Source organism: Sodalinema gerasimenkoae IPPAS B-353, from assembly GCF_009846485.1.
GTDB classification, from domain to species: domain Bacteria; phylum Cyanobacteriota; class Cyanobacteriia; order Cyanobacteriales; family Geitlerinemataceae; genus Sodalinema; species Sodalinema gerasimenkoae.
Genome location: NZ_ML776472.1, coordinates 3,352,859 through 3,369,647 on the forward strand (window position 1 = coordinate 3,352,859; position 16,789 = coordinate 3,369,647).

Below are 16,789 nucleotides of genomic sequence, written 5' to 3' on the forward strand. Positions count from 1 at the left end.
GAAAAATTCTAAAACGGCTTTTAGCGCAGTACAGTCTCTAAAGTGGGGACATCGAGCCAGGTTTGCTGCTGACTCGATTCATGGGTTAAATCCATCAACAGTTGAGAATAAACCCCTTCCCGGAACGAGGGGGCGATCGCCACCCCACTGTCGATTCCTTGGACCCAGCGATCAATGGTACGCAAGAAGGGAGCCAACCGTCCATCGGGATAACTACGGGGGAAGGCTAAACGGTGGGGAATCTCGAGTTCTACGGGAGAGTTCCCCCCTTGCGCGCCTAATAACCGGAAGCCATGAACATAGTCTTGCTGGTTACTACTTCCTAAAATCAGAGTTCCCGCATCACCATACACCTCAACCCAGTGGCCGCGTCCCCCATAGGTTGCAGAACTGATACTCACCTGACAGGGGGTTCCATCGGCTAGTTCTAAGGTTAATAAGGCCGTGTCATCAGCATCCACCGGTTTGAGATGACCTCCCTCACTGGGGTCTGGACGTTGGGAAATCGACGTATGTAACTGGGCGAACATCCGTTGCACCGGGCCAAACAACCAGGCAATATAATCAAAGGTATGAGACCCTAAGGCCCCCAACGCGCCTCCCCCTTTGTCTTTTTGAGCGTACCAGTCCCAAACCCGTTCTGGATTGGCGCGACTGGCCATCAACCAGTCAATTTTAATCAGTCGTTTCTGGCCGACATAGCCGTCTTCGAGAAGTTCCGCCAGACGCATCCAGGTAGGAACACCACGATATTCAAAATCCATCGCCGCCACAATTCCCTTCTCTTGGGCCAGATGGTAAAGGGTTGTCGCTTCCGAGACATTGAGCGTCATCGGCTTTTCTAAGAGGACATGTTTCCCAGCGGCGATCGCCTGTTGGGCCATCTCAGCATGAAGAAACGGCGGTGTGGCGATACTCACCGCATCAATCTCGGGAGAGTTAAACAGATCCTCTAAGGAACTATAGGCCTGGGCAATGTTGAACTCATTGGCTACAGCCTTGGCCTTGGCCGCATCCCGATGATAGACCCCTTGAACTTTGGTGCGATGGTGAATCTGAAATCCGGGAATATGGACTTTTTGCCCAAATCCCGTACCAATGACGGCAACCTTGATATCTCCGTTCATAACATCTCGCTAAATCGTCAATACTCTATGGTGGCAGGGGGACGGCCGGGCGGCTAGTTTCGATGGGGTAAGTGTTGAATGCGATCGCACATCCAGTTCACCACGGTCTCCCCTAAGCGCACGTCATCGAGGAGGTCAATCTCCCGCACCCCCGTAGGACTGGTGACATTGACTTCAGTTAAATAGCCACCAATCACATCAATGCCCACAAAGTACAATCCATCTTGCCGCAGTTTGGGGGCAACTTGCCGACAAATCTCCTGTTCTCGTTCAGTAATTTCCGCCTTAGCCACCCGTCCCCCCACGGCCATATTTCCCCGGAACTCCTCCCCCGTGGGAATGCGATTAACGGCGCCAATGGGGTCGCCATCCAACAGGATAATCCGTTTATCTCCTTCTTTGGCTTCCGGGAGATATTGCTGCACCATCACCGGAACATCCCCAAGGGTACTCAGTTCCACCAAGGAGTTGAGGTTAAAGTCCCCCACCTGAATCATAAAAATCCCTTCCCCGGCTTTCCCCCCCAAAGGCTTGAGGATGGCTTTTTGGCGGCGTTGCACAAACTCACGAACGACCGCTTTATCCCGAGTGACGATGGTTTCGGGAATTGCCTCGGGAAACTGCAAGGCGTACATCTTCTCGTTGGCGGTGCGTAAGCCTCGGGGATGGTTGAGAACCAAGGTTTTGTCAGGGTTCACATAGTCCAGGATATAGGTGGTGTAGAGGTACGGCACATTCACCGGCGGGTCCGTTCGCATTAACACCGCATCCATGGCTTCGAGGGGTTGCCAAATGGGGGATTCAACCTCATACCAGGGGTTAGCGGCCTGCCAATGACCGTCATGCTTTTCGACGGGGGTTAGGGTGACGGGAGACAGCCAACTATAGGCCACTCCATCCACGACTCCTAATTGATTGGCTTGGGTGGTCCAGACTTCATGACCGAGATGTTGGACGGCCTCCATGAAGGCGACGGTGGTGTCGTGACCGGGGTCGAGGCTGGCTAGGGGGTCGAGGATGAAGGCAAATTTCACGGCATTTGTTGGGAGGTCTGACTCTTGGTATTTTGCCTTATTTTGGGGGAAGAGGGGAATAGGGAGTAGAAGGCAGTAGGCAATGGGCAATGGGCAATGGGGGGATTGGTATAATTCTGGGTGGAGTGGGTTGGGTTCCTTTGGTGTTGGGACTGACTCGTTGTTTAGGATTGGCGATCGCCTCTGATGAGCATTACTGGATATCGACATACTGCCATTCTTGTCTCTGACCTTAGCCGTTCTGAATGGTTCTATGGTGAGGTGTTGGGACTGACTCGGGTGGAACGTCCTCTGAACTTTCCGGGGACTTGGTATCAAATCGGTGGGATGCAATTGCATCTGATTGTTTCGGAGTCCCCCTCCCGAGACCTGGCCTCTGAGAAATGGGGCCGCAATCCTCATGTGGCCTTTGGGATTGATGACCTGGATGATATGTTAAACCGCTTACAGGCCGCCGATTGTCCGGTTCAACGCAGTGCCTCGGGACGACCGGCGTTGTTTACCCGCGACCCCGATGGCAATGTCATTGAACTTAGCGCGGAATGAGGGCGCAATGAGGGTTGTTGTCTATTCCTATCGCCTCAGTCCTGATGACCCCCTCCCGGAGATAGAATGGCCTGATGCTGGGGAGGGTCAGCGGCACTATTATGATATTGGGGGGCGATCGCAACTCCAGCAACTTCTGCAAGACTGTTCTGAGGAAGCAGTCGATTATCTCCTGGTGCATGAGTTCCATGAGTTGGGGGAGACGGTTGAGGCCATTAGTCAGCATCTACAGGCTTTTGAGGACATGGGGGTGAGGGTCGTCGCGACGGGGGGAACGGCGATGCAAACTCGTCCTGAAGACCCCCTAGAGTTATGGGACTGGTTGCAAGACCTCCACCGGGAAACCCATCGGCGACGGCTGCGGCGGGGTCATCAACAGCAGCGGCTTCAAGGTCGTCCGCCTCCGGGAAAGGCCCCCTATGGCTATTTGCGGGGGGGCGATCGCTATCGCGTGGATCGGAGTACGGCCCCGGTGGTCAAAGCCTTTTTTGAGCATTTTCTCCTCTATGGGTCTCTGCGGGGGGCTGTTCGTCATATCGCACAACGCTACGGCAAACGCATTTCGGTCACCACGGGACGACGTTGGTTAACCAGTGCCGTCTATCGCGGGGATTTGGCCTATAAGGATGGTCGGGTTCTCTCCAATACCCATGGGGCCATTCTCTCTCGTGGGGAAGCAGCCCAGGTTGACCGCCTGCTGCGGCGTAATCGTCGCCTTCCTCCCCGTACTGCCAGTGCGCCTCGCTCGTTGGCGGGGTTAGTCTCCTGTCAAACCTGTGGCTGTGGCCTGACGGTGAGTCGCGTCACCCGGCGGCAGCAGTCAGGGGAATATCTCTACTTACGGCCGAGGGACTGTCCTCATACTCCCAAATGTTCAGGACTTCCCTATGATGAGGTGTTGCGGCGCACTGTCGAACGGGTCTGTGAGGATTTGCAACGCCTGGCGACTCACTTACCCCTCCCGGACATTGCGGCGCACTGTCGAACGGGTCTGTGAGGATTTGCAACGCCTGGCGACTCACTTACCCCTCCCGGACTGTGATGGCCGCAAGCAAGAGTTACAGGAACAGATTTCTCAAAAACAAGCCATTCTGCAACAGCTTCCTCAGTGATGGCCGCAAGCAAGAGTTACAGGAACAGATTTCTCAAAAACAAGCCATTCTGCAACAGCTTCCTCAACTTCTTGATGAGGGAATTCTTGACGAAGAAACGTTAGGGTTACGTCAGTATCATCTCAATGCTGAAATTTCTCAATGTCAATCTCAATTAGCAGAATTGACCCCAGTGAATTTACAAGAAACCGCAAAAACCATATCCATTCCTCAGTTTTGGTGGGATTTAACGGAAACGGAACGCCGCTTCTATTTTCGGGAGTTTGTGCGACAAATTTATATTGTCCGTCAGGGAGACGCTTGGCAGGTTCAGGTGGATTTCAGTTTTCGGAATGATTGAGGATGAGGATCTCAAGTCAGATGCAATGACCGAACCCAAGGGCTGTATCCCAGAATACTCGTCACTTTCAGGAGGAAAGGCTACTCCAATACGAGTCAAGGGTTGACAATTGACTTCACCAAGTCCTATAGTTTAGTGGTGGTTTTCTTGTGATAATTTTAAGAGTATCAAGGGTCTTAACGCCCACTCAACTTCAGTTAAAATATCAAAGACTACTTCATAATTCGTAACATTTTAATTGCTTATCTTGGTCAAAAGAAATTCCTAACAGCCGCCCCTTTACTTAAACAACAAACATCAGTCATAATGGGCTGAACTGAAGAGTAAAGAGGGCGTTATGGCAATTCTAGGAACCTGGGTTGGCTTGGTGGGGTTGGTACTGTTCAACGGAGCAGTCTGTTTGGTCTTGCCGCGAGTGCTATCCCTGAATTGGGGTCATGTCCTTTCAGGTTGGCTCACCCCCAGCTCAGCGACGCTAGAGTCCTCTGAGGCAACAGCGGAGGTGGATGAGGCTGTGGTCTCGATTCTGAATTAATGGCATTGAAGACAAATCTAAAGGCCCGTAGGGCGGTGGATTGTTGGGATGGTTAACCCCCGTCAATCCACCGCTCGATTCTGTCTGAAAAAATCTGGAAAATCCCCCACAACTCCAGGAAAGATTGCTATACTAGAAATTAGAAATCAATCATTCGAGATGCAGGCGTTCTAGGGCGCGGCCCTTGCGGTATCAGACCCGTTGAGGTTAGCCAAATTCTTTGATATCAATGCGATTCAGGAGTAGGGTTAAGGGCTAACGCTAGAATTGACGCCGTCCCACTCGCTCAACGGTCGTTGGGTTGAGACGAAATGACTCTCTTTGCAGAGCGATCGCCTCGGTATTGTGCAACGCAACGGATGCAGGTGGGACAGTCGGCCAACGCCGTCCAGATGTCCCCTGAGATAAATCCTAGGGGGAGCTTTCCCTGGGGGTAAGTATGGCCACTATTGAATCTTCCACGCCTTAGAGTGCTAAACCTCCGAATGCGGTTTGTGTTGTTCTTGGAGGATTATTCGGTCTAGTGAATGTTCATTTATCGCCATTGAGGTATTTGGCGGTCATCTCGGTTTGTCTGCTGATTGCAATTTTTTCGGTGCTTCCCCAATATTGGTCTTTGTCGAATTCCTCGGCGGCCATCCTAAGCTTGTCTGCTTCAGGATGGGTACGGTCAACTCCTGTGACACCACGGCTATTGTTGACCTTTCCCATTACTCTGCCGAGCCAAGATTCTGCCTGGAGTCCCTTGAAGACATTTCAGGAAACATCGACGCGAGACAATCCCATCTCGCAGTTTGGAGAAATCGTGACTCGTCTGCGTCGCATCTTTTGGGCGATCGCACGCCGCTGTCAACTCGCCTTGCAGTCAACGAAAGCGTTATTGATCACAGAAACAAACCTGACTCACAAAGGAGACGATATGCTAGAGAATGCTGCCTGACATATACTAGCATTGAACCGCCTGTGAAGTTATGGTCTTTGATACCTCTATACGATGACTCCGTGAGTCAATGGAGTTGGGAAGCCCGACTGTTGCGTTGGCTCACCTTTGTTTGGCTAGGGGTTGGCTTACTGATTCTGTTTTCCGCCTCCTATCCGAGTGCCGCTTTAGAACTCGGAGATGGAGCCTACTACTTTAAACGTCAACTGCTGTGGCTTGTGGTGGGGTTGGTGGTGTTTAACACCGTCGTCCATACCCCTCTCCATCGCTGTTTGGCGATCGCCCGTTGGGGCGTCTTAATCCTACTCGGGTTGCTGCTGTTGATTTTAGTCCCCGGCTTGGGAACCACCGTCAACGGGGCAACCCGCTGGATTTCTATTGGGTTTATTCCTATTCAACCCTCAGAACTCATCAAACCTTTCTTGATTTTGCAAGGGGCGATCGTCTTTGGCCGCTGGAATCGCCTCTCCGTGGGCCAACGACTGTTTTGGCTGGGCATCTTAATCCTCATCCTCGGCTGTATTATCTTGCAGCCCAACCTGAGTACCACTGCCATGTGTGGCATGATGTTGTGGCTGATGGCCCTGGCGGCCGGAATTCCCTATCGCATTCTTCTGGGAACCGCTGGCGGAGGAATTTTTCTGGCGGCCCTGAGTTTAAGCTTTAAAGCCTATCAACGGCGGCGAGTCTTATCCTTTCTCAATCCCTGGGATGCCGTTAGCGGCGATGGCTATCAACTGGTTCAAAGCTTACTAGCCGTTGGTTCAGGAGGAGTTTGGGGCAATGGCTTCGGGATGTCTCAACAAAAACTGTTTTATCTACCGATTCAGGATAGTGATTTTATCTTTGCCGTCTTTGCCGAAGAATTTGGCTTTATCGGCAGTTTGTCCCTGATTCTGTTTCTCATCGCCTATGGCACCCTGGCCCTACGGGTGGCGATGAACGCTCGTAACCTACTCTCTCAACTCGTGGCCATTGGGGTTATCCACCGAAATCACCCGGTTAGCAAATAATTGTAACGGCACCGGTGCCCAAGCCTCCCCACCACGGGCCTGCCCTTACCCCTATTTAGTTATGGGGGGAGTTCGGCCATTGCTAGTCTGATGGCAGCAGGACTACTGGTTCGGGTGGCTCGGGAAGGCAGTCAAGCCCAGGTCATTTCTCTGTCGCCCCAGCCCACTCCCTCGCAGCGCCCTGTAAAGAAAGCTAACAAATATCGCCGCCCTTCCAGCACACCCTGATCCTATGCTACAATGGTACGTCAGCAGCCTCTTTTGAGGGCATTGCTTCATAAACAGGTCACCACGACACCTTGACCTGCTGTCCAAACTTACAAAAACTTCCCAGAGTTCGGCTCTGGGAAGTTTTGTCCCGGGGGGACATTTTTGGAATCGAGACTCTATAGGAGGAGCGATCGCCACGATGTCCCGTTGGTGTTGCGACGGCTAGGAACTTCGGGATTCTCCTGCGTTGCGACTAAAAAAACGGAGAAGGAGATGCACCGAAACCAGATAAGCGGTTGCAAGGAGTAAAATCGTCAGTGGAAGGTCGTCGAAAGTCATAGGGCAGCCAAAAAAGTGAGAAGCGGAGGACAAAGGAGATCTAGAAATTAAAAGGAGATCTAGAAATTAAGCGGTGAACCCACGTCGAATAACGAGTTGGTTGCAACAGCGGTCAGGCAACGCCACGGAAGCATTGCCCAATACAACAGAGGATAGGACGGAGCGATCGCCCGCACAAACGAGCGAGCCTCATAAAGTTCTGAGTAACTCCGCAGCAAAAGACACCGCCTTAACCGAGGGAATCGGCTAGCTACGGATTCGAGGTTCGTCTTCGAGACCTGCGCCGCACAGAAAAGCTGAAGCTAATCTGACAATCCTCTCACCCCAAGTCGAAACGACCAGGAAGGATGGGCAATCATGAACCAGTCTCTCCAACACACTCCCCACGACCTTATCTGCGCGTTGATATTTTGGAGTTACAACAATCCTTACTTATAAATGTAACATATGATCCCCAACTTGGGGATCGGTTTCAGGGATTTTTTTTACAAAACGTTATTTTTGTCGACAGCACCTAAAACCCTTATCCCGCAAAGCCTCCGCCAATTTCGTAGCCTCTGTTACCAAGGCTCATCCACCGCCGAGGATTGACAGGAAGATTTGAGTAGTGTTAATCAACTGCGCCAAGAAACTTTCCTACAAGGGAAAGGTTGCCTTAGAATAGAAGGCAGGATATGTAAACTTTCGTAACTTAGCCCCTGAGTCAGCCGATCCATGACCTCAGTTACAGCCCTTTTTTCTCCCGTTGAAGACGACCTGCGCGTTCTCAACCAAAACCTGAGACAGCTCGTCGGAGCGCGTCATCCCATCTTGTCTGCGGCTGCTGATCGTTTATTTCAGGCGGGAGGAAAGCAACTGAGACCCGCGATCGTCCTCCTGGTTTCACGAGCCACCGTTGGCGACGGGGATATCACCCCGCGACACCGACGGCTCGCCGAAATCGCTGAAATGATCCACACCGCCAGTCTGATCCATGACGATGTCTTAGACGAATCCGACGTGCGACGGGGCATTCCCACCGTTCACAGCAGTTTTGGTAACCGCATTGCCGTCTTAGCCGGAGACTTTCTCTTTGCCCAGTCCTCCTGGTATCTGGCCAACCTAGATCACTTAGAAGTGGTGAAACTCCTCTCCCAAGTGATCATGGATTTAGCCGAAGGTGAGATCCAGCAGGGCCTCAGTCACTTTGACACCGACCTGTCCCTAGAGGACTATCTGCACAAAAGCTACTATAAAACCGGTTCTCTCATTGCCAACAGCAGTAAGGCCGCCGCCCTCCTCAGTGGTGTCAGTGACGAGTTAGCCGAACATATCTATCAGTTCGGACGCAACATCGGCCTGGCCTTCCAAATCGTCGATGACATTCTCGATTTTACTGAATCCAGTGAAACCCTAGGGAAGCCTGCCGCCTCTGACTTACGCAGCGGCAACCTAACGGCTCCGGCTCTCTATGCCATGGACCAGCTGCCGCAACTGGTGACTCTGATCAGTCGTGAATTTGCCGAAGAGGGCGATATTGACCAGGCCATTACCCTCATTCATGAGAGCGATGCCATTAGCCAGTCCCGAGAGTTAGCCGCCGAGCATACCCGAGTTGCCGTGGAGCATCTCAATCATCTGCCCCCATCGGAGGCCCATCAATGCCTCAGTCGTTTGGCCGACTACCTACTCAGCCGCTGCTACTAAGCCAGCCGTGGCCCTGAAGGTCAACCTCGATCTGCCGAAAGACGGCGATCGCCTTAAACTAGAGTCAAGACCAGACTACGTCAAGCATAGTAAGAAACTCAATGATACCCACCGTAATCGAACAGTCCGGGCGCGGCGAACGCTATTTTGACATCTACTCACGGCTTTTGCGTGAGCGTATCATTTTTCTGGGGGAACAAGTCACCCCTGAGTTGGCCAACCGTATCGTGGCCCAACTCCTCGTGCTAGAAGCCGAAGATCCCGAACAGGATATTTACCTCTATATCAATTCCCCCGGCGGTGCGGTGTCTGCCGGGATGGGTATCTTCGACACCATGAATCATGTACGCCCCGATGTTTGCACCATCTGCCTCGGCTTAGCCGCCAGTATGGGTGCGTTCTTACTCAGTTCTGGACAACCTGGGAAGCGCATGAGCCTGCCTCATTCTCGCATCATGATTCACCAACCCCTCGGCGGTGCTCAAGGACAGGCTACCGATATTGAGATTCGAGCCAAAGAAATTCTCTACATCAAGAATCGCCTCAATCACTATTTAGCGCAACAAACGGGACAACCCCTAGAGAAGTTGCAAGAAGACACCGAACGAGACTTTTTTATGTCGGCTGAGGAAGCCAAAAACTATGGCTTAATTGACCATGTCATTGAACGCAGTCCCTCTGCGAGTCGTCCGGTTTCCGTGGAGTCTTAAGAGTCCCAAAAATCGAAAAATAAGCACCCCTATTATAGCAGATATGCTCCGGTATATCTGCTATTTTATGTATTGTTGAGTTTCCAGATTTCTCTAAGATCGTATGAGACAATAAAATCAAGGATTTGATGGCATCGCTACGTGAGGAATAAATACCTAAACACTAAAGCTTGAGTGTGTTGCCTTTTTATATAGCAATCGAAGATTGACTTAGGACTTGCTCGTTGGGAAAGACTTCCCCACCTCTTGCCTCTTGCCTCTTGCCTCTTGCCTCTTGCCTCTTGCCTTCTCTTCCCTACTGCCTACTGCCTACTGCCTTCTTCTCCCCCATTTTTTGTCCTATTCAGACCACTACTGCCTACTGCCTACTGCCTTCTTCTCCCCCATTTTTTGTCCTATTCAGACCAATTTTTGCTATATTATGTCTCAATCCCTATTTGCCGACGCCATGACTCGGCTCGATAAAGCCTTGCAGCATATCTCAATCTCGAGTGAAGCGATCGAACGATTGCGCTATCCCAAGGCAAGTCTGGCGGTTTCGATTCCTGTACGTCTCGATAATGGTGAGTTGAAAGTATTTCAGGGCTATCGGGTTCGCTACGATGACACCCGAGGCCCGACAAAAGGGGGAATTCGCTATCATCCCAATGTCAGCCTCGATGAAGTGCAATCGTTGGCGTTCTGGATGACCTTTAAATGTGCAGCGGTGGGCATTCCCTTTGGGGGAGCGAAAGGGGGAATTGTGGTCAACCCCAAAGCTCTTTCTCGAATGGAATTGGAACGATTGAGCCGAGGTTATATTGATGCGATCGCCGATTTTATTGGCCCCGATACCGATATTCCCGCCCCGGATGTATATACCAACGCCACCATTATGGGTTGGATGATGGATCAATATAGTATTATCAGCCGCAAATTTTCCCCGGCTGTGGTGACGGGGAAACCGACGGCCATTGGCGGGAGTCTGGGGCGAGAGAGTGCCACTGCCATGGGGGCCTATTTCGTCATTCGCAATTTGATGAACAGACATCAAAAACTACCCCAGGCAACAACGGTGGCCATTCAGGGGTTTGGTAATGCTGGGGGAATGTTGGCCGAGTTACTCCATAACGCCGGCTACAAGGTGGTGGCTGTGAGTGATTCCAAAGGGGCCATTTATAATCCTGAAGGTTTAGATATTCCGGGTGTACGTCGCTATCAGCGCGAGCGAAAACAGATCGAAGCGGTCTATTGTGAAGGCAGTGTTTGTAATCTAGGCGATCGGCAAATCCTCACCAACAGTGAACTCCTGACGCTGGATGTGGATGTGCTGGTTCCGGCGGCGTTGGAAAACCAAATCACTCTGGCGAATGCCCATGATATTAAGGCTAAGTTCATCTTTGAGGTGGCTAATGGGCCGATAAGTTCGGCCGCAGACTTAATTTTGGAGCAGAATGGGGTATGTGTGGTCCCTGATATTCTTGTGAACTCTGGCGGGGTGACAGTGAGTTACTTTGAGTGGCTCCAAAACCGCAGCGGACTCTATTGGAGTCTCGAAGATGTCAACCAACGCCTACAAACCAAAATGGAGGCGGAAACCTCGCAGATTGTCGATCTCGCTCAAGTCTTGAGCGTGTCACTGCGAACCGCCGCTTATATTCATGCTCTTAAACGTCTCGCCTTGGCCATTGAAGCCAAGGGAACTCAACAATACTTCGAGAAATCGTGAGGCGATTGGCGATCGCCCCGAAGCCCTCATCGAAGCCCTGGCCGCCCGTAAATTCCTGTCTCCCTGGCAGTTTTACCGCCTTTGTAAACAGGTGCGTCGAACGTGGGGGTGCGATCGCCTTTATTTTTGCCCGCTTCCTCCAGCCCTCTCGAAGTCATTTCCCACCTGGGCATTGCGGCAGTTTTTTGATGCCCTGGCCATCACCGTCGGACAGTCCCCCTGTCTTGCAGAAGCCACCACCTACCATCTCCAGTGCGGGGCAGGTTATCACTTGAGCTTACGAGTCACCTATGCAGGAGTTGGTCTTATCGGGCGCGTTGTTAAGGTATCTCTCTTAGACCCCTCTAACTCAAACGCTTCGGAGTTTCAGGACAAGTCTTGGGCCTTCAAAGCCTGTTTTGACTCGCAATGGGTTTGGCAACATGGTATCTGGGCGGAAATTCCCATCGGCTTATATCTGCGATCGCAAGGTGTCAGCCAAGATATCGCCCGCTTTCAAGCCGCTAGCCTCACATGGATGGTGTGGGAATGGATTGACGAGACGGAGAAACCCGAGAACCGCCCCGGACTGGCCTATGACACCCTAGCCCAACGGGATAATCTCACCTCTTTAAATCCTCTCAACACCTCCAACTATAACCCCCACGGAGTTCGGCTCGATCCGGGGGGGATTCAGGTCAATTCCTGGGGACGACGTTGGCGGGATGGGGTGTATACCTTGGGGTTTTATTGGCGACGTTTTCGGGCTGTTGGCTGGGAGTTTCTGCGGCCTCATTTCAACCTTAAGAGTCTGCGTTACAGCCTCAGACGCTTTTGGCGACTACTCCGAGGCCGTTAACCCTGTCGAGATTGGCAAAATTGAGTAAAATTATGTAACAGCTTTGGCTCAACTCCAGGATGACAGAGTACAGCCCACGATGTTTCCCTAACGTAGCCCCGTTTTAGTCTCGTTTAACCTGTGAAATACCGACGTTTTGGACGCACCGAGTTACAGATGCCCGTGTTCTCCTGTGGGGGGATGCGCTATCAACATTCTTGGAAAGATGTGTCACCGGGAGAAATTCCCCAGGAGAATCAGCGCAATTTGGAGGCGGTGATTCGGCGATCGCTCGATCTGGGCATTAACCATATTGAAACAGCCCGAGGCTATGGAACCTCAGAGGTTCAGTTAGGGCGGATTTTGCCTCAGGTTCCCCGTGATGAGTTGATTGTACAAACCAAGGTGGTTCCCACCGCCAATCCTGGGGAGTTTCGCGAGACATTCCATCAATCCCTGGCTAATCTCAAGTTGGACTATGTGGATTTGTTGGGGATTCACGGATTGAATACGCCACAACTGCTAGAGGAGACGTTACGGCCAGGGGGCTGTTTAGAGGAAGCCCAACGGCTACAGGAAGAGGGGAAGGTTCGCTATATTGGCTTTTCGACTCATGGCGCGACGGAGTTGATTGAGAGGGCGATCGCCTCGGATCAATTCGATTATGTGAATCTGCATTGGTACTATATCAATCAAGCCAATTGGTCGGCCATTGAGGCGGCGCGACACCATGATATGGGGATATTTATTATCAGTCCATCGAATAAGGGGGGATTGTTATATCAACCCTCGCCTCGGTTGGTGGAGTTATGTCAACCTCTCTCGCCGCTGGTGTTTAACAATCTTTTTTGTTTGAGTCACCCACAAGTTCATACCCTGAGTTTAGGGGCGGCCCGCCCGGCGGATTTTGATGAACATCTCAAAACCTTACCCCTGTTAGAACGTGCGGATGAGATTCTACCGCCAATTTTAGAGCGTCTGGAAACGGCGGCGATCGCCCGTTTAGGTGAAGACTGGTATTCTTCCTGGTTTAAGGGCCTGCCGGAGTATCATCAAACGCCGGGTGAGGTGAATATCCCGGTAATTCTCTGGTTACGGAACTTGGCGATCGCCTACGACATGATTGACTATGGCAAAATGCGCTATAACCTGCTGGGAAATGGCGGTCATTGGTTCCCCGGTAAGCCGGCTAAAGAGGTGAATCAGCGGTCGCTCTTACAGGTGTTACGAGACAGTCCCCACGCTCAGATTATCCCGGATCTGTTGCAGGAGACTCATCAACTCTTGGGGGGACGAGATGTGCAACGGCTATCTCAACAATAATCCAAAAGGGAGCCTTCTGGAAATCAGGTGCAACTCGTTGGATGGTATACAAATCGGCAGGGGCGAAAGATTTTTCGCCCCTGCCGATTTGTAAAACTCCCCAGGCCGGATTCGAACCAGCGACCAATCGATTAACAGTCGACCGCTCTACCGCTGAGCTACTGAGGATTGTCGGCGCGTTTTTTCCCAACGCATTATCAATCTTAGCTCAGGGATTTGGTTTTGGCAAGGGGTTTGAGAATTTTTTTTGAAATTCCCCAGATGGGGGCTGAAACTACCACCCCGGGGGGGATTAATAACCTCGGCGTAACTGAGCCAGTCGTTGCTGGGCAATGGGATCGAGGCGACTTCCCAGAAAAGGACGACTGGCCCGCTTGGGTTTACTGCGTTGACGACGGCGCATCCGTTGCTGAGTGGCCTTCACATCCAAATGGAGTTGATCCGCCGACATCCACTCCGCACCATAGCCGACGACCGTTAATTGTTGCGCGCGATCGCTCGTGGCGACAATAGTGCGAGAGGCAAAGGGCGCTCGTTGTCTGGCCCGCACCGCACAGAGTTTTTCGATATAAGTATCTGCGGTTTGATTAAAATCTGTGTATTGCACCGCTAGGTTACGAGAAATCACCTCTCGCATCCCTCGGGAATTACGATATTGAGAATCAAAAACCACTTGCGCCTCATAGCCATGAAAGGCACTGTAGTTCACTAACGATTCAATTAGCTCTCTGCGGGCGGCTTCTAAGCCATCGCGATCGCGGACATCGCGCAGAGCTGACCAGATACCAATGATGTTATACCCATCGACAAGGAGGGTTACGGGGGTTGAAGAACGTGGCATTTTAACAAGCTCAGAAAAACGTATGGGGTCAAAGACGAACAAGTGTAACTACATCTTTGCTTAACATCATTGCCCATTGTTGAGTTTTGTGCCACCCTCCCCTCCGACTCTTCATTTCTTAGACGAGGCGGTCATCCAGGCCCCGATAACCCGTCAGCCTTGGGACATCAAGCGGCGTTTCAGGCGTTCCGGCTCCCCCGAATCCACCACCCGCCCCCCTTCGAGGAGAAAGGCCCCATCACAATAATCCAATTCATCCAGACGATGAGTCACCCACAACGCCGTCATCTGTCGCTGGCGAACTAACTCACTCACCTGCTGCACCAAATCCGTCTGACTCTCAGGATCGAGTAACGCCGTAGGTTCATCGAGCAGGAGAATATCACAATGGCGGGCGATCGCCCCCGCAATAGCCACCCGCTGTTTTTGCCCCCCACTGAGGGCATAAATGGGCCGTTGTTGCAGGGCCTGTAAATTCACCAAGGTTAGGGCTTCCGTCACCCGTTGCCGCACCTGAGGAACCGTAAGACGTTCTTCGACTAAACCAAAGGCCACATCCGCCCCCACCGTCGGCATCACCAACTGATGATCAGGATTTTGGAACACAAACCCTACCTGGCCCTGCATCTCCACCTGGCCCCCGTTGCGAGGCAGTAAATCCGCTAAAATCCTCAGCAGCGTTGACTTACCACTGCCATTGGTTCCCAGGAGCATCCAAAACTCTCCCGCCGGAACCTCCAGACTACAGTGATTGAGGACAACGCTGCCCGAGTTCCATTCAAATGAGACATCCCGCACCGTAATGGCGGGATGTGTAGACCTTGATGCCATTAAGACTCAGCGGTGGCCACAAAAAATCCTGGCTGGCGATCGCCCCCAGCCGGACCTTTCTGAGACACCTGTACCGCCACTAATTCACTCGTGGCGACACTCAGACGCTTCTCGATTTTGCCCTCACAGGTGAGTTCGAGAACCTTGGGATTCCCAGAGTTCATCGCCTCACAGATCTCTCGGTAGAGAGACTCGGCCCCCTCTTCATCCTTCCGTTGCACAGACAGGGGCATGGGGGTGTATTTCAGGATCAGGTCAATCGTAAACATATAAGTAATGAAGCCTACCGTCGCAATGAACGTTAAAACTGTGACTGTTAACTACTGTATCGGATGTCGGTAGATTGGGCCGCGATCGCGGCCAGAATCTTGCCCAAGACCGAAATCATCTGGAGCCAGAGTGGATCTTTTTAAGAAAAATGAGTACCATAGTAAAGAATCGTAAACTTCTCGGGAACACCTTGTTATCATTCTTCTCAACGATGCCTTCCTGGGACGTTGCCCAACGATTTGACGCACTCATTCGGAGTTAGACTCTATGACCATCGCTGTAAGTCGCGCACCAGAAAGAAGCTGGTTCGACGTACTTGACGACTGGCTCAAGCGCGATCGATTCGTGTTTGTCGGCTGGTCCGGTATTCTTTTGTTCCCCTGTGCCTACCTCGCCGTCGGCGGTTGGCTCACCGGAACCACCTTTGTCACATCCTGGTATACCCACGGTCTTGCATCTTCCTACCTCGAAGGTTGCAACTTCCTGACCGTTGCCGTGTCCACCCCCCCTGACAGCTTGGGTCACTCCCTGCTGTTCCTGTGGGGTCCCGAAGCCCAGTGGAACTTTGCCCGCTGGTGCCAACTCGGTGGACTTTGGACCTTTACCGCCCTCCACGGCGCCTTCGGACTGATTGGCTTCATGCTGCGTCAGTTTGAAATTGCCCGTCTGGTGGGATTGCGTCCTTACAACGCGATCGCCTTCAGCGGTCCCATCGCCGTGTTCGTGAGCGTGTTCCTTCTCTATCCCCTGGGACAATCGAGTTGGTTCTTCGCTCCTAGCTTCGGTGTGGCGGCCATTTTCCGTTTCATTCTCTTTTTCCAAGGGTTCCACAACTGGACCCTCAACCCCTTCCACATGATGGGCGTTGCCGGCATCCTCGGTGGGGCACTTCTGTGCGCCATTCACGGTGCAACTGTGGAAAACACCCTCTTCCAAGATGGTGAAGGTGCCAACACCTTCCGCGCCTTTGAACCCACCCAAGCCGAAGAAACCTACTCCATGGTGACCGCCAACCGGTTCTGGTCTCAGATTTTCGGGATTGCCTTCTCCAACAAACGCTGGTTACACTTCTTCATGCTCTTTGTTCCTGTGACGGGACTGTGGATGAGTGCCATCGGTGTTGTCGGACTTGGCTTAAACCTGCGGGCCTATGACTTCACCAGCCAAGAAATTCGCGCTGCTGAAGACCCCGAATTTGAAACCTTCTACACCAAGAATATCCTTCTCAATGAAGGGATTCGGGCTTGGATGGCTCCGACTGACCAACCCCACCAAAACTTTGAGTTCCCCGAGGAGGTTCTGCCTCGCGGTAACGCACTCTAAGGTTCACGATTTTTCCCCAGGGTCAATTCTGTTGACCCTTCCCCCCTGCAAGAATTCTTGTAGGGGGATTTTTGTGAGCCAATG

General features: G+C 52.0%; 18 protein-coding genes, 1 tRNA gene and 1 pseudogene. 14 read left to right on the forward strand and 6 right to left on the reverse strand.

Annotated elements, in window-relative coordinates:
• Positions 1 to 20: 20 nt before the first annotated feature.
• Positions 21 to 1,127: a Gfo/Idh/MocA family protein gene (locus tag L855_RS14550; RefSeq protein WP_159789189.1), complete on the reverse strand. Its 1,107-nt coding sequence runs from the start codon at positions 1,125 to 1,127 to the stop codon at positions 21 to 23.
• Between the two features lie 53 nt (positions 1,128 to 1,180).
• Positions 1,181 to 2,161, reverse strand: coding sequence for a glutathione synthase (gshB, locus tag L855_RS14555; protein ID WP_159789191.1), 981 nt, complete (start codon positions 2,159 to 2,161; stop codon positions 1,181 to 1,183).
• Positions 2,162 to 2,347: 186 nt separating this feature from the next.
• On the opposite strand from gshB, the gene L855_RS14560 reads away from it, so the two are divergent.
• The 13 genes and pseudogenes from L855_RS14560 (at position 2,348) to L855_RS14610 (ending at position 13,440) form a co-directional block, all read left to right on the forward strand.
• The gene (locus tag L855_RS14560; protein ID WP_159789193.1) at positions 2,348 to 2,707 is read left to right on the forward strand and encodes a VOC family protein; all 360 of its coding nucleotides are present in this window, start codon (positions 2,348 to 2,350) and stop codon (positions 2,705 to 2,707) included.
• Positions 2,676 to 3,704 carry a recombinase family protein gene (locus L855_RS14565; RefSeq protein ID WP_246198885.1) on the forward strand — a complete coding sequence of 343 codons (1,029 nt, stop codon included), beginning with the start codon at positions 2,676 to 2,678 and terminating at the stop codon, positions 3,702 to 3,704. Before L855_RS14560 ends, L855_RS14565 begins: the two co-directional genes overlap by 32 nt.
• A gap of 44 nt (positions 3,705 to 3,748) precedes the next feature.
• On the forward strand, positions 3,749 to 4,159 hold the full coding sequence (locus L855_RS21965; protein WP_159789195.1) for a hypothetical protein: 411 nt from the start codon (positions 3,749 to 3,751) through the stop codon (positions 4,157 to 4,159).
• Positions 4,160 to 4,496: 337 nt separating this feature from the next.
• Positions 4,497 to 4,694: a hypothetical protein gene (locus tag L855_RS14575; protein ID WP_159789197.1), complete on the forward strand. Its 198-nt coding sequence runs from the start codon at positions 4,497 to 4,499 to the stop codon at positions 4,692 to 4,694.
• Between the two features lie 311 nt (positions 4,695 to 5,005).
• Complete coding sequence (locus L855_RS22255; protein WP_281349513.1) at positions 5,006 to 5,131, forward strand: hypothetical protein; 126 nt, start codon at positions 5,006 to 5,008, stop codon at positions 5,129 to 5,131.
• 242 nt (positions 5,132 to 5,373) lie between these two features.
• Positions 5,374 to 5,634 carry a hypothetical protein gene (locus L855_RS21970; protein ID WP_159789199.1) on the forward strand — a complete coding sequence of 87 codons (261 nt, stop codon included), beginning with the start codon at positions 5,374 to 5,376 and terminating at the stop codon, positions 5,632 to 5,634.
• A 62-nt stretch (positions 5,635 to 5,696) separates the two neighbouring features.
• Positions 5,697 to 6,875: pseudogene (locus L855_RS14585) on the forward strand (FtsW/RodA/SpoVE family cell cycle protein).
• A 394-nt stretch (positions 6,876 to 7,269) separates the two neighbouring features.
• A complete protein-coding gene (locus L855_RS21470) occupies positions 7,270 to 7,446 on the forward strand; it encodes a hypothetical protein (RefSeq protein ID WP_219729923.1) in 177 nt (58 codons plus the stop codon).
• Between the two features lie 464 nt (positions 7,447 to 7,910).
• Positions 7,911 to 8,882 carry a solanesyl diphosphate synthase gene (gene sds, locus L855_RS14590; protein ID WP_159789201.1) on the forward strand — a complete coding sequence of 324 codons (972 nt, stop codon included), beginning with the start codon at positions 7,911 to 7,913 and terminating at the stop codon, positions 8,880 to 8,882.
• A gap of 101 nt (positions 8,883 to 8,983) precedes the next feature.
• Positions 8,984 to 9,592 (forward strand): ATP-dependent Clp endopeptidase proteolytic subunit ClpP, encoded by a 609-nt coding sequence (gene clpP, locus L855_RS14595; RefSeq protein WP_159789203.1) that lies wholly within the window; start codon positions 8,984 to 8,986, stop codon positions 9,590 to 9,592.
• Positions 9,593 to 10,013: 421 nt separating this feature from the next.
• Positions 10,014 to 11,300, forward strand: a complete 1,287-nt coding sequence (locus tag L855_RS14600; RefSeq protein WP_159789205.1) for a Glu/Leu/Phe/Val family dehydrogenase — start codon at positions 10,014 to 10,016, stop codon at positions 11,298 to 11,300.
• Positions 11,260 to 12,138 carry a hypothetical protein gene (locus L855_RS14605; RefSeq protein WP_159789207.1) on the forward strand — a complete coding sequence of 293 codons (879 nt, stop codon included), beginning with the start codon at positions 11,260 to 11,262 and terminating at the stop codon, positions 12,136 to 12,138. Before L855_RS14600 ends, L855_RS14605 begins: the two co-directional genes overlap by 41 nt.
• Positions 12,139 to 12,258: 120 nt before the next feature.
• Positions 12,259 to 13,440 carry an aldo/keto reductase gene (locus L855_RS14610; RefSeq protein ID WP_159789209.1) on the forward strand — a complete coding sequence of 394 codons (1,182 nt, stop codon included), beginning with the start codon at positions 12,259 to 12,261 and terminating at the stop codon, positions 13,438 to 13,440.
• Between the two features lie 96 nt (positions 13,441 to 13,536).
• On the opposite strand, the gene L855_RS14615 is transcribed toward L855_RS14610, so the two are convergent.
• The 4 genes from L855_RS14615 to L855_RS14630 form a co-directional block, all read right to left on the reverse strand.
• Positions 13,537 to 13,608, reverse strand: a tRNA-Asn gene (locus L855_RS14615).
• A 124-nt stretch (positions 13,609 to 13,732) separates the two neighbouring features.
• The gene (locus tag L855_RS14620) at positions 13,733 to 14,281 is read right to left on the reverse strand and encodes an NYN domain-containing protein (protein WP_159789211.1); all 549 of its coding nucleotides are present in this window, start codon (positions 14,279 to 14,281) and stop codon (positions 13,733 to 13,735) included.
• Between the two features lie 153 nt (positions 14,282 to 14,434).
• Positions 14,435 to 15,112 carry an energy-coupling factor ABC transporter ATP-binding protein gene (locus tag L855_RS14625; RefSeq protein WP_159789213.1) on the reverse strand — a complete coding sequence of 226 codons (678 nt, stop codon included), beginning with the start codon at positions 15,110 to 15,112 and terminating at the stop codon, positions 14,435 to 14,437.
• Complete coding sequence (locus tag L855_RS14630) at positions 15,112 to 15,381, reverse strand: UPF0367 protein family (RefSeq protein ID WP_159789215.1); 270 nt, start codon at positions 15,379 to 15,381, stop codon at positions 15,112 to 15,114. The genes L855_RS14625 and L855_RS14630 overlap by 1 nt, the downstream gene beginning before the upstream one ends.
• 268 nt (positions 15,382 to 15,649) lie before the next feature.
• On the opposite strand from L855_RS14630, the gene psbD reads away from it, so the two are divergent.
• A complete protein-coding gene (gene psbD, locus L855_RS14635) occupies positions 15,650 to 16,705 on the forward strand; it encodes a photosystem II D2 protein (photosystem q(a) protein) (RefSeq protein WP_159784867.1) in 1,056 nt (351 codons plus the stop codon).
• Positions 16,706 to 16,789: the final 84 nt, after the last annotated feature.

Bases quoted from the DNA above. Each gene is read 5' to 3' on its own strand.
- L855_RS14550 (WP_159789189.1), bottom strand. From the start codon at position 1,127: ATGAACGGAGATATCAAGGTTGCCGTCATTGGTACGGGATTTGGGCAA.
- L855_RS14560 (WP_159789193.1), top strand. From the start codon at position 2,348: ATGAGCATTACTGGATATCGACATACTGCCATTCTTGTCTCTGACCTT.
- L855_RS14565 (WP_246198885.1), top strand. From the start codon at position 2,676: ATGGCAATGTCATTGAACTTAGCGCGGAATGAGGGCGCAATGAGGGTT.
- L855_RS21965 (WP_159789195.1), top strand. From the start codon at position 3,749: ATGGCCGCAAGCAAGAGTTACAGGAACAGATTTCTCAAAAACAAGCCA.
- L855_RS14575 (WP_159789197.1), top strand. From the start codon at position 4,497: ATGGCAATTCTAGGAACCTGGGTTGGCTTGGTGGGGTTGGTACTGTTC.
- L855_RS22255 (WP_281349513.1), top strand. From the start codon at position 5,006: ATGACTCTCTTTGCAGAGCGATCGCCTCGGTATTGTGCAACGCAACGG.
- sds (WP_159789201.1), top strand. From the start codon at position 7,911: ATGACCTCAGTTACAGCCCTTTTTTCTCCCGTTGAAGACGACCTGCGC.
- clpP (WP_159789203.1), top strand. From the start codon at position 8,984: ATGATACCCACCGTAATCGAACAGTCCGGGCGCGGCGAACGCTATTTT.
- L855_RS14600 (WP_159789205.1), top strand. From the start codon at position 10,014: ATGTCTCAATCCCTATTTGCCGACGCCATGACTCGGCTCGATAAAGCC.
- L855_RS14620 (WP_159789211.1), bottom strand. From the start codon at position 14,281: ATGCCACGTTCTTCAACCCCCGTAACCCTCCTTGTCGATGGGTATAAC.
- L855_RS14625 (WP_159789213.1), bottom strand. From the start codon at position 15,112: ATGGCATCAAGGTCTACACATCCCGCCATTACGGTGCGGGATGTCTCA.
- L855_RS14630 (WP_159789215.1), bottom strand. From the start codon at position 15,381: ATGTTTACGATTGACCTGATCCTGAAATACACCCCCATGCCCCTGTCT.
- psbD (WP_159784867.1), top strand. From the start codon at position 15,650: ATGACCATCGCTGTAAGTCGCGCACCAGAAAGAAGCTGGTTCGACGTA.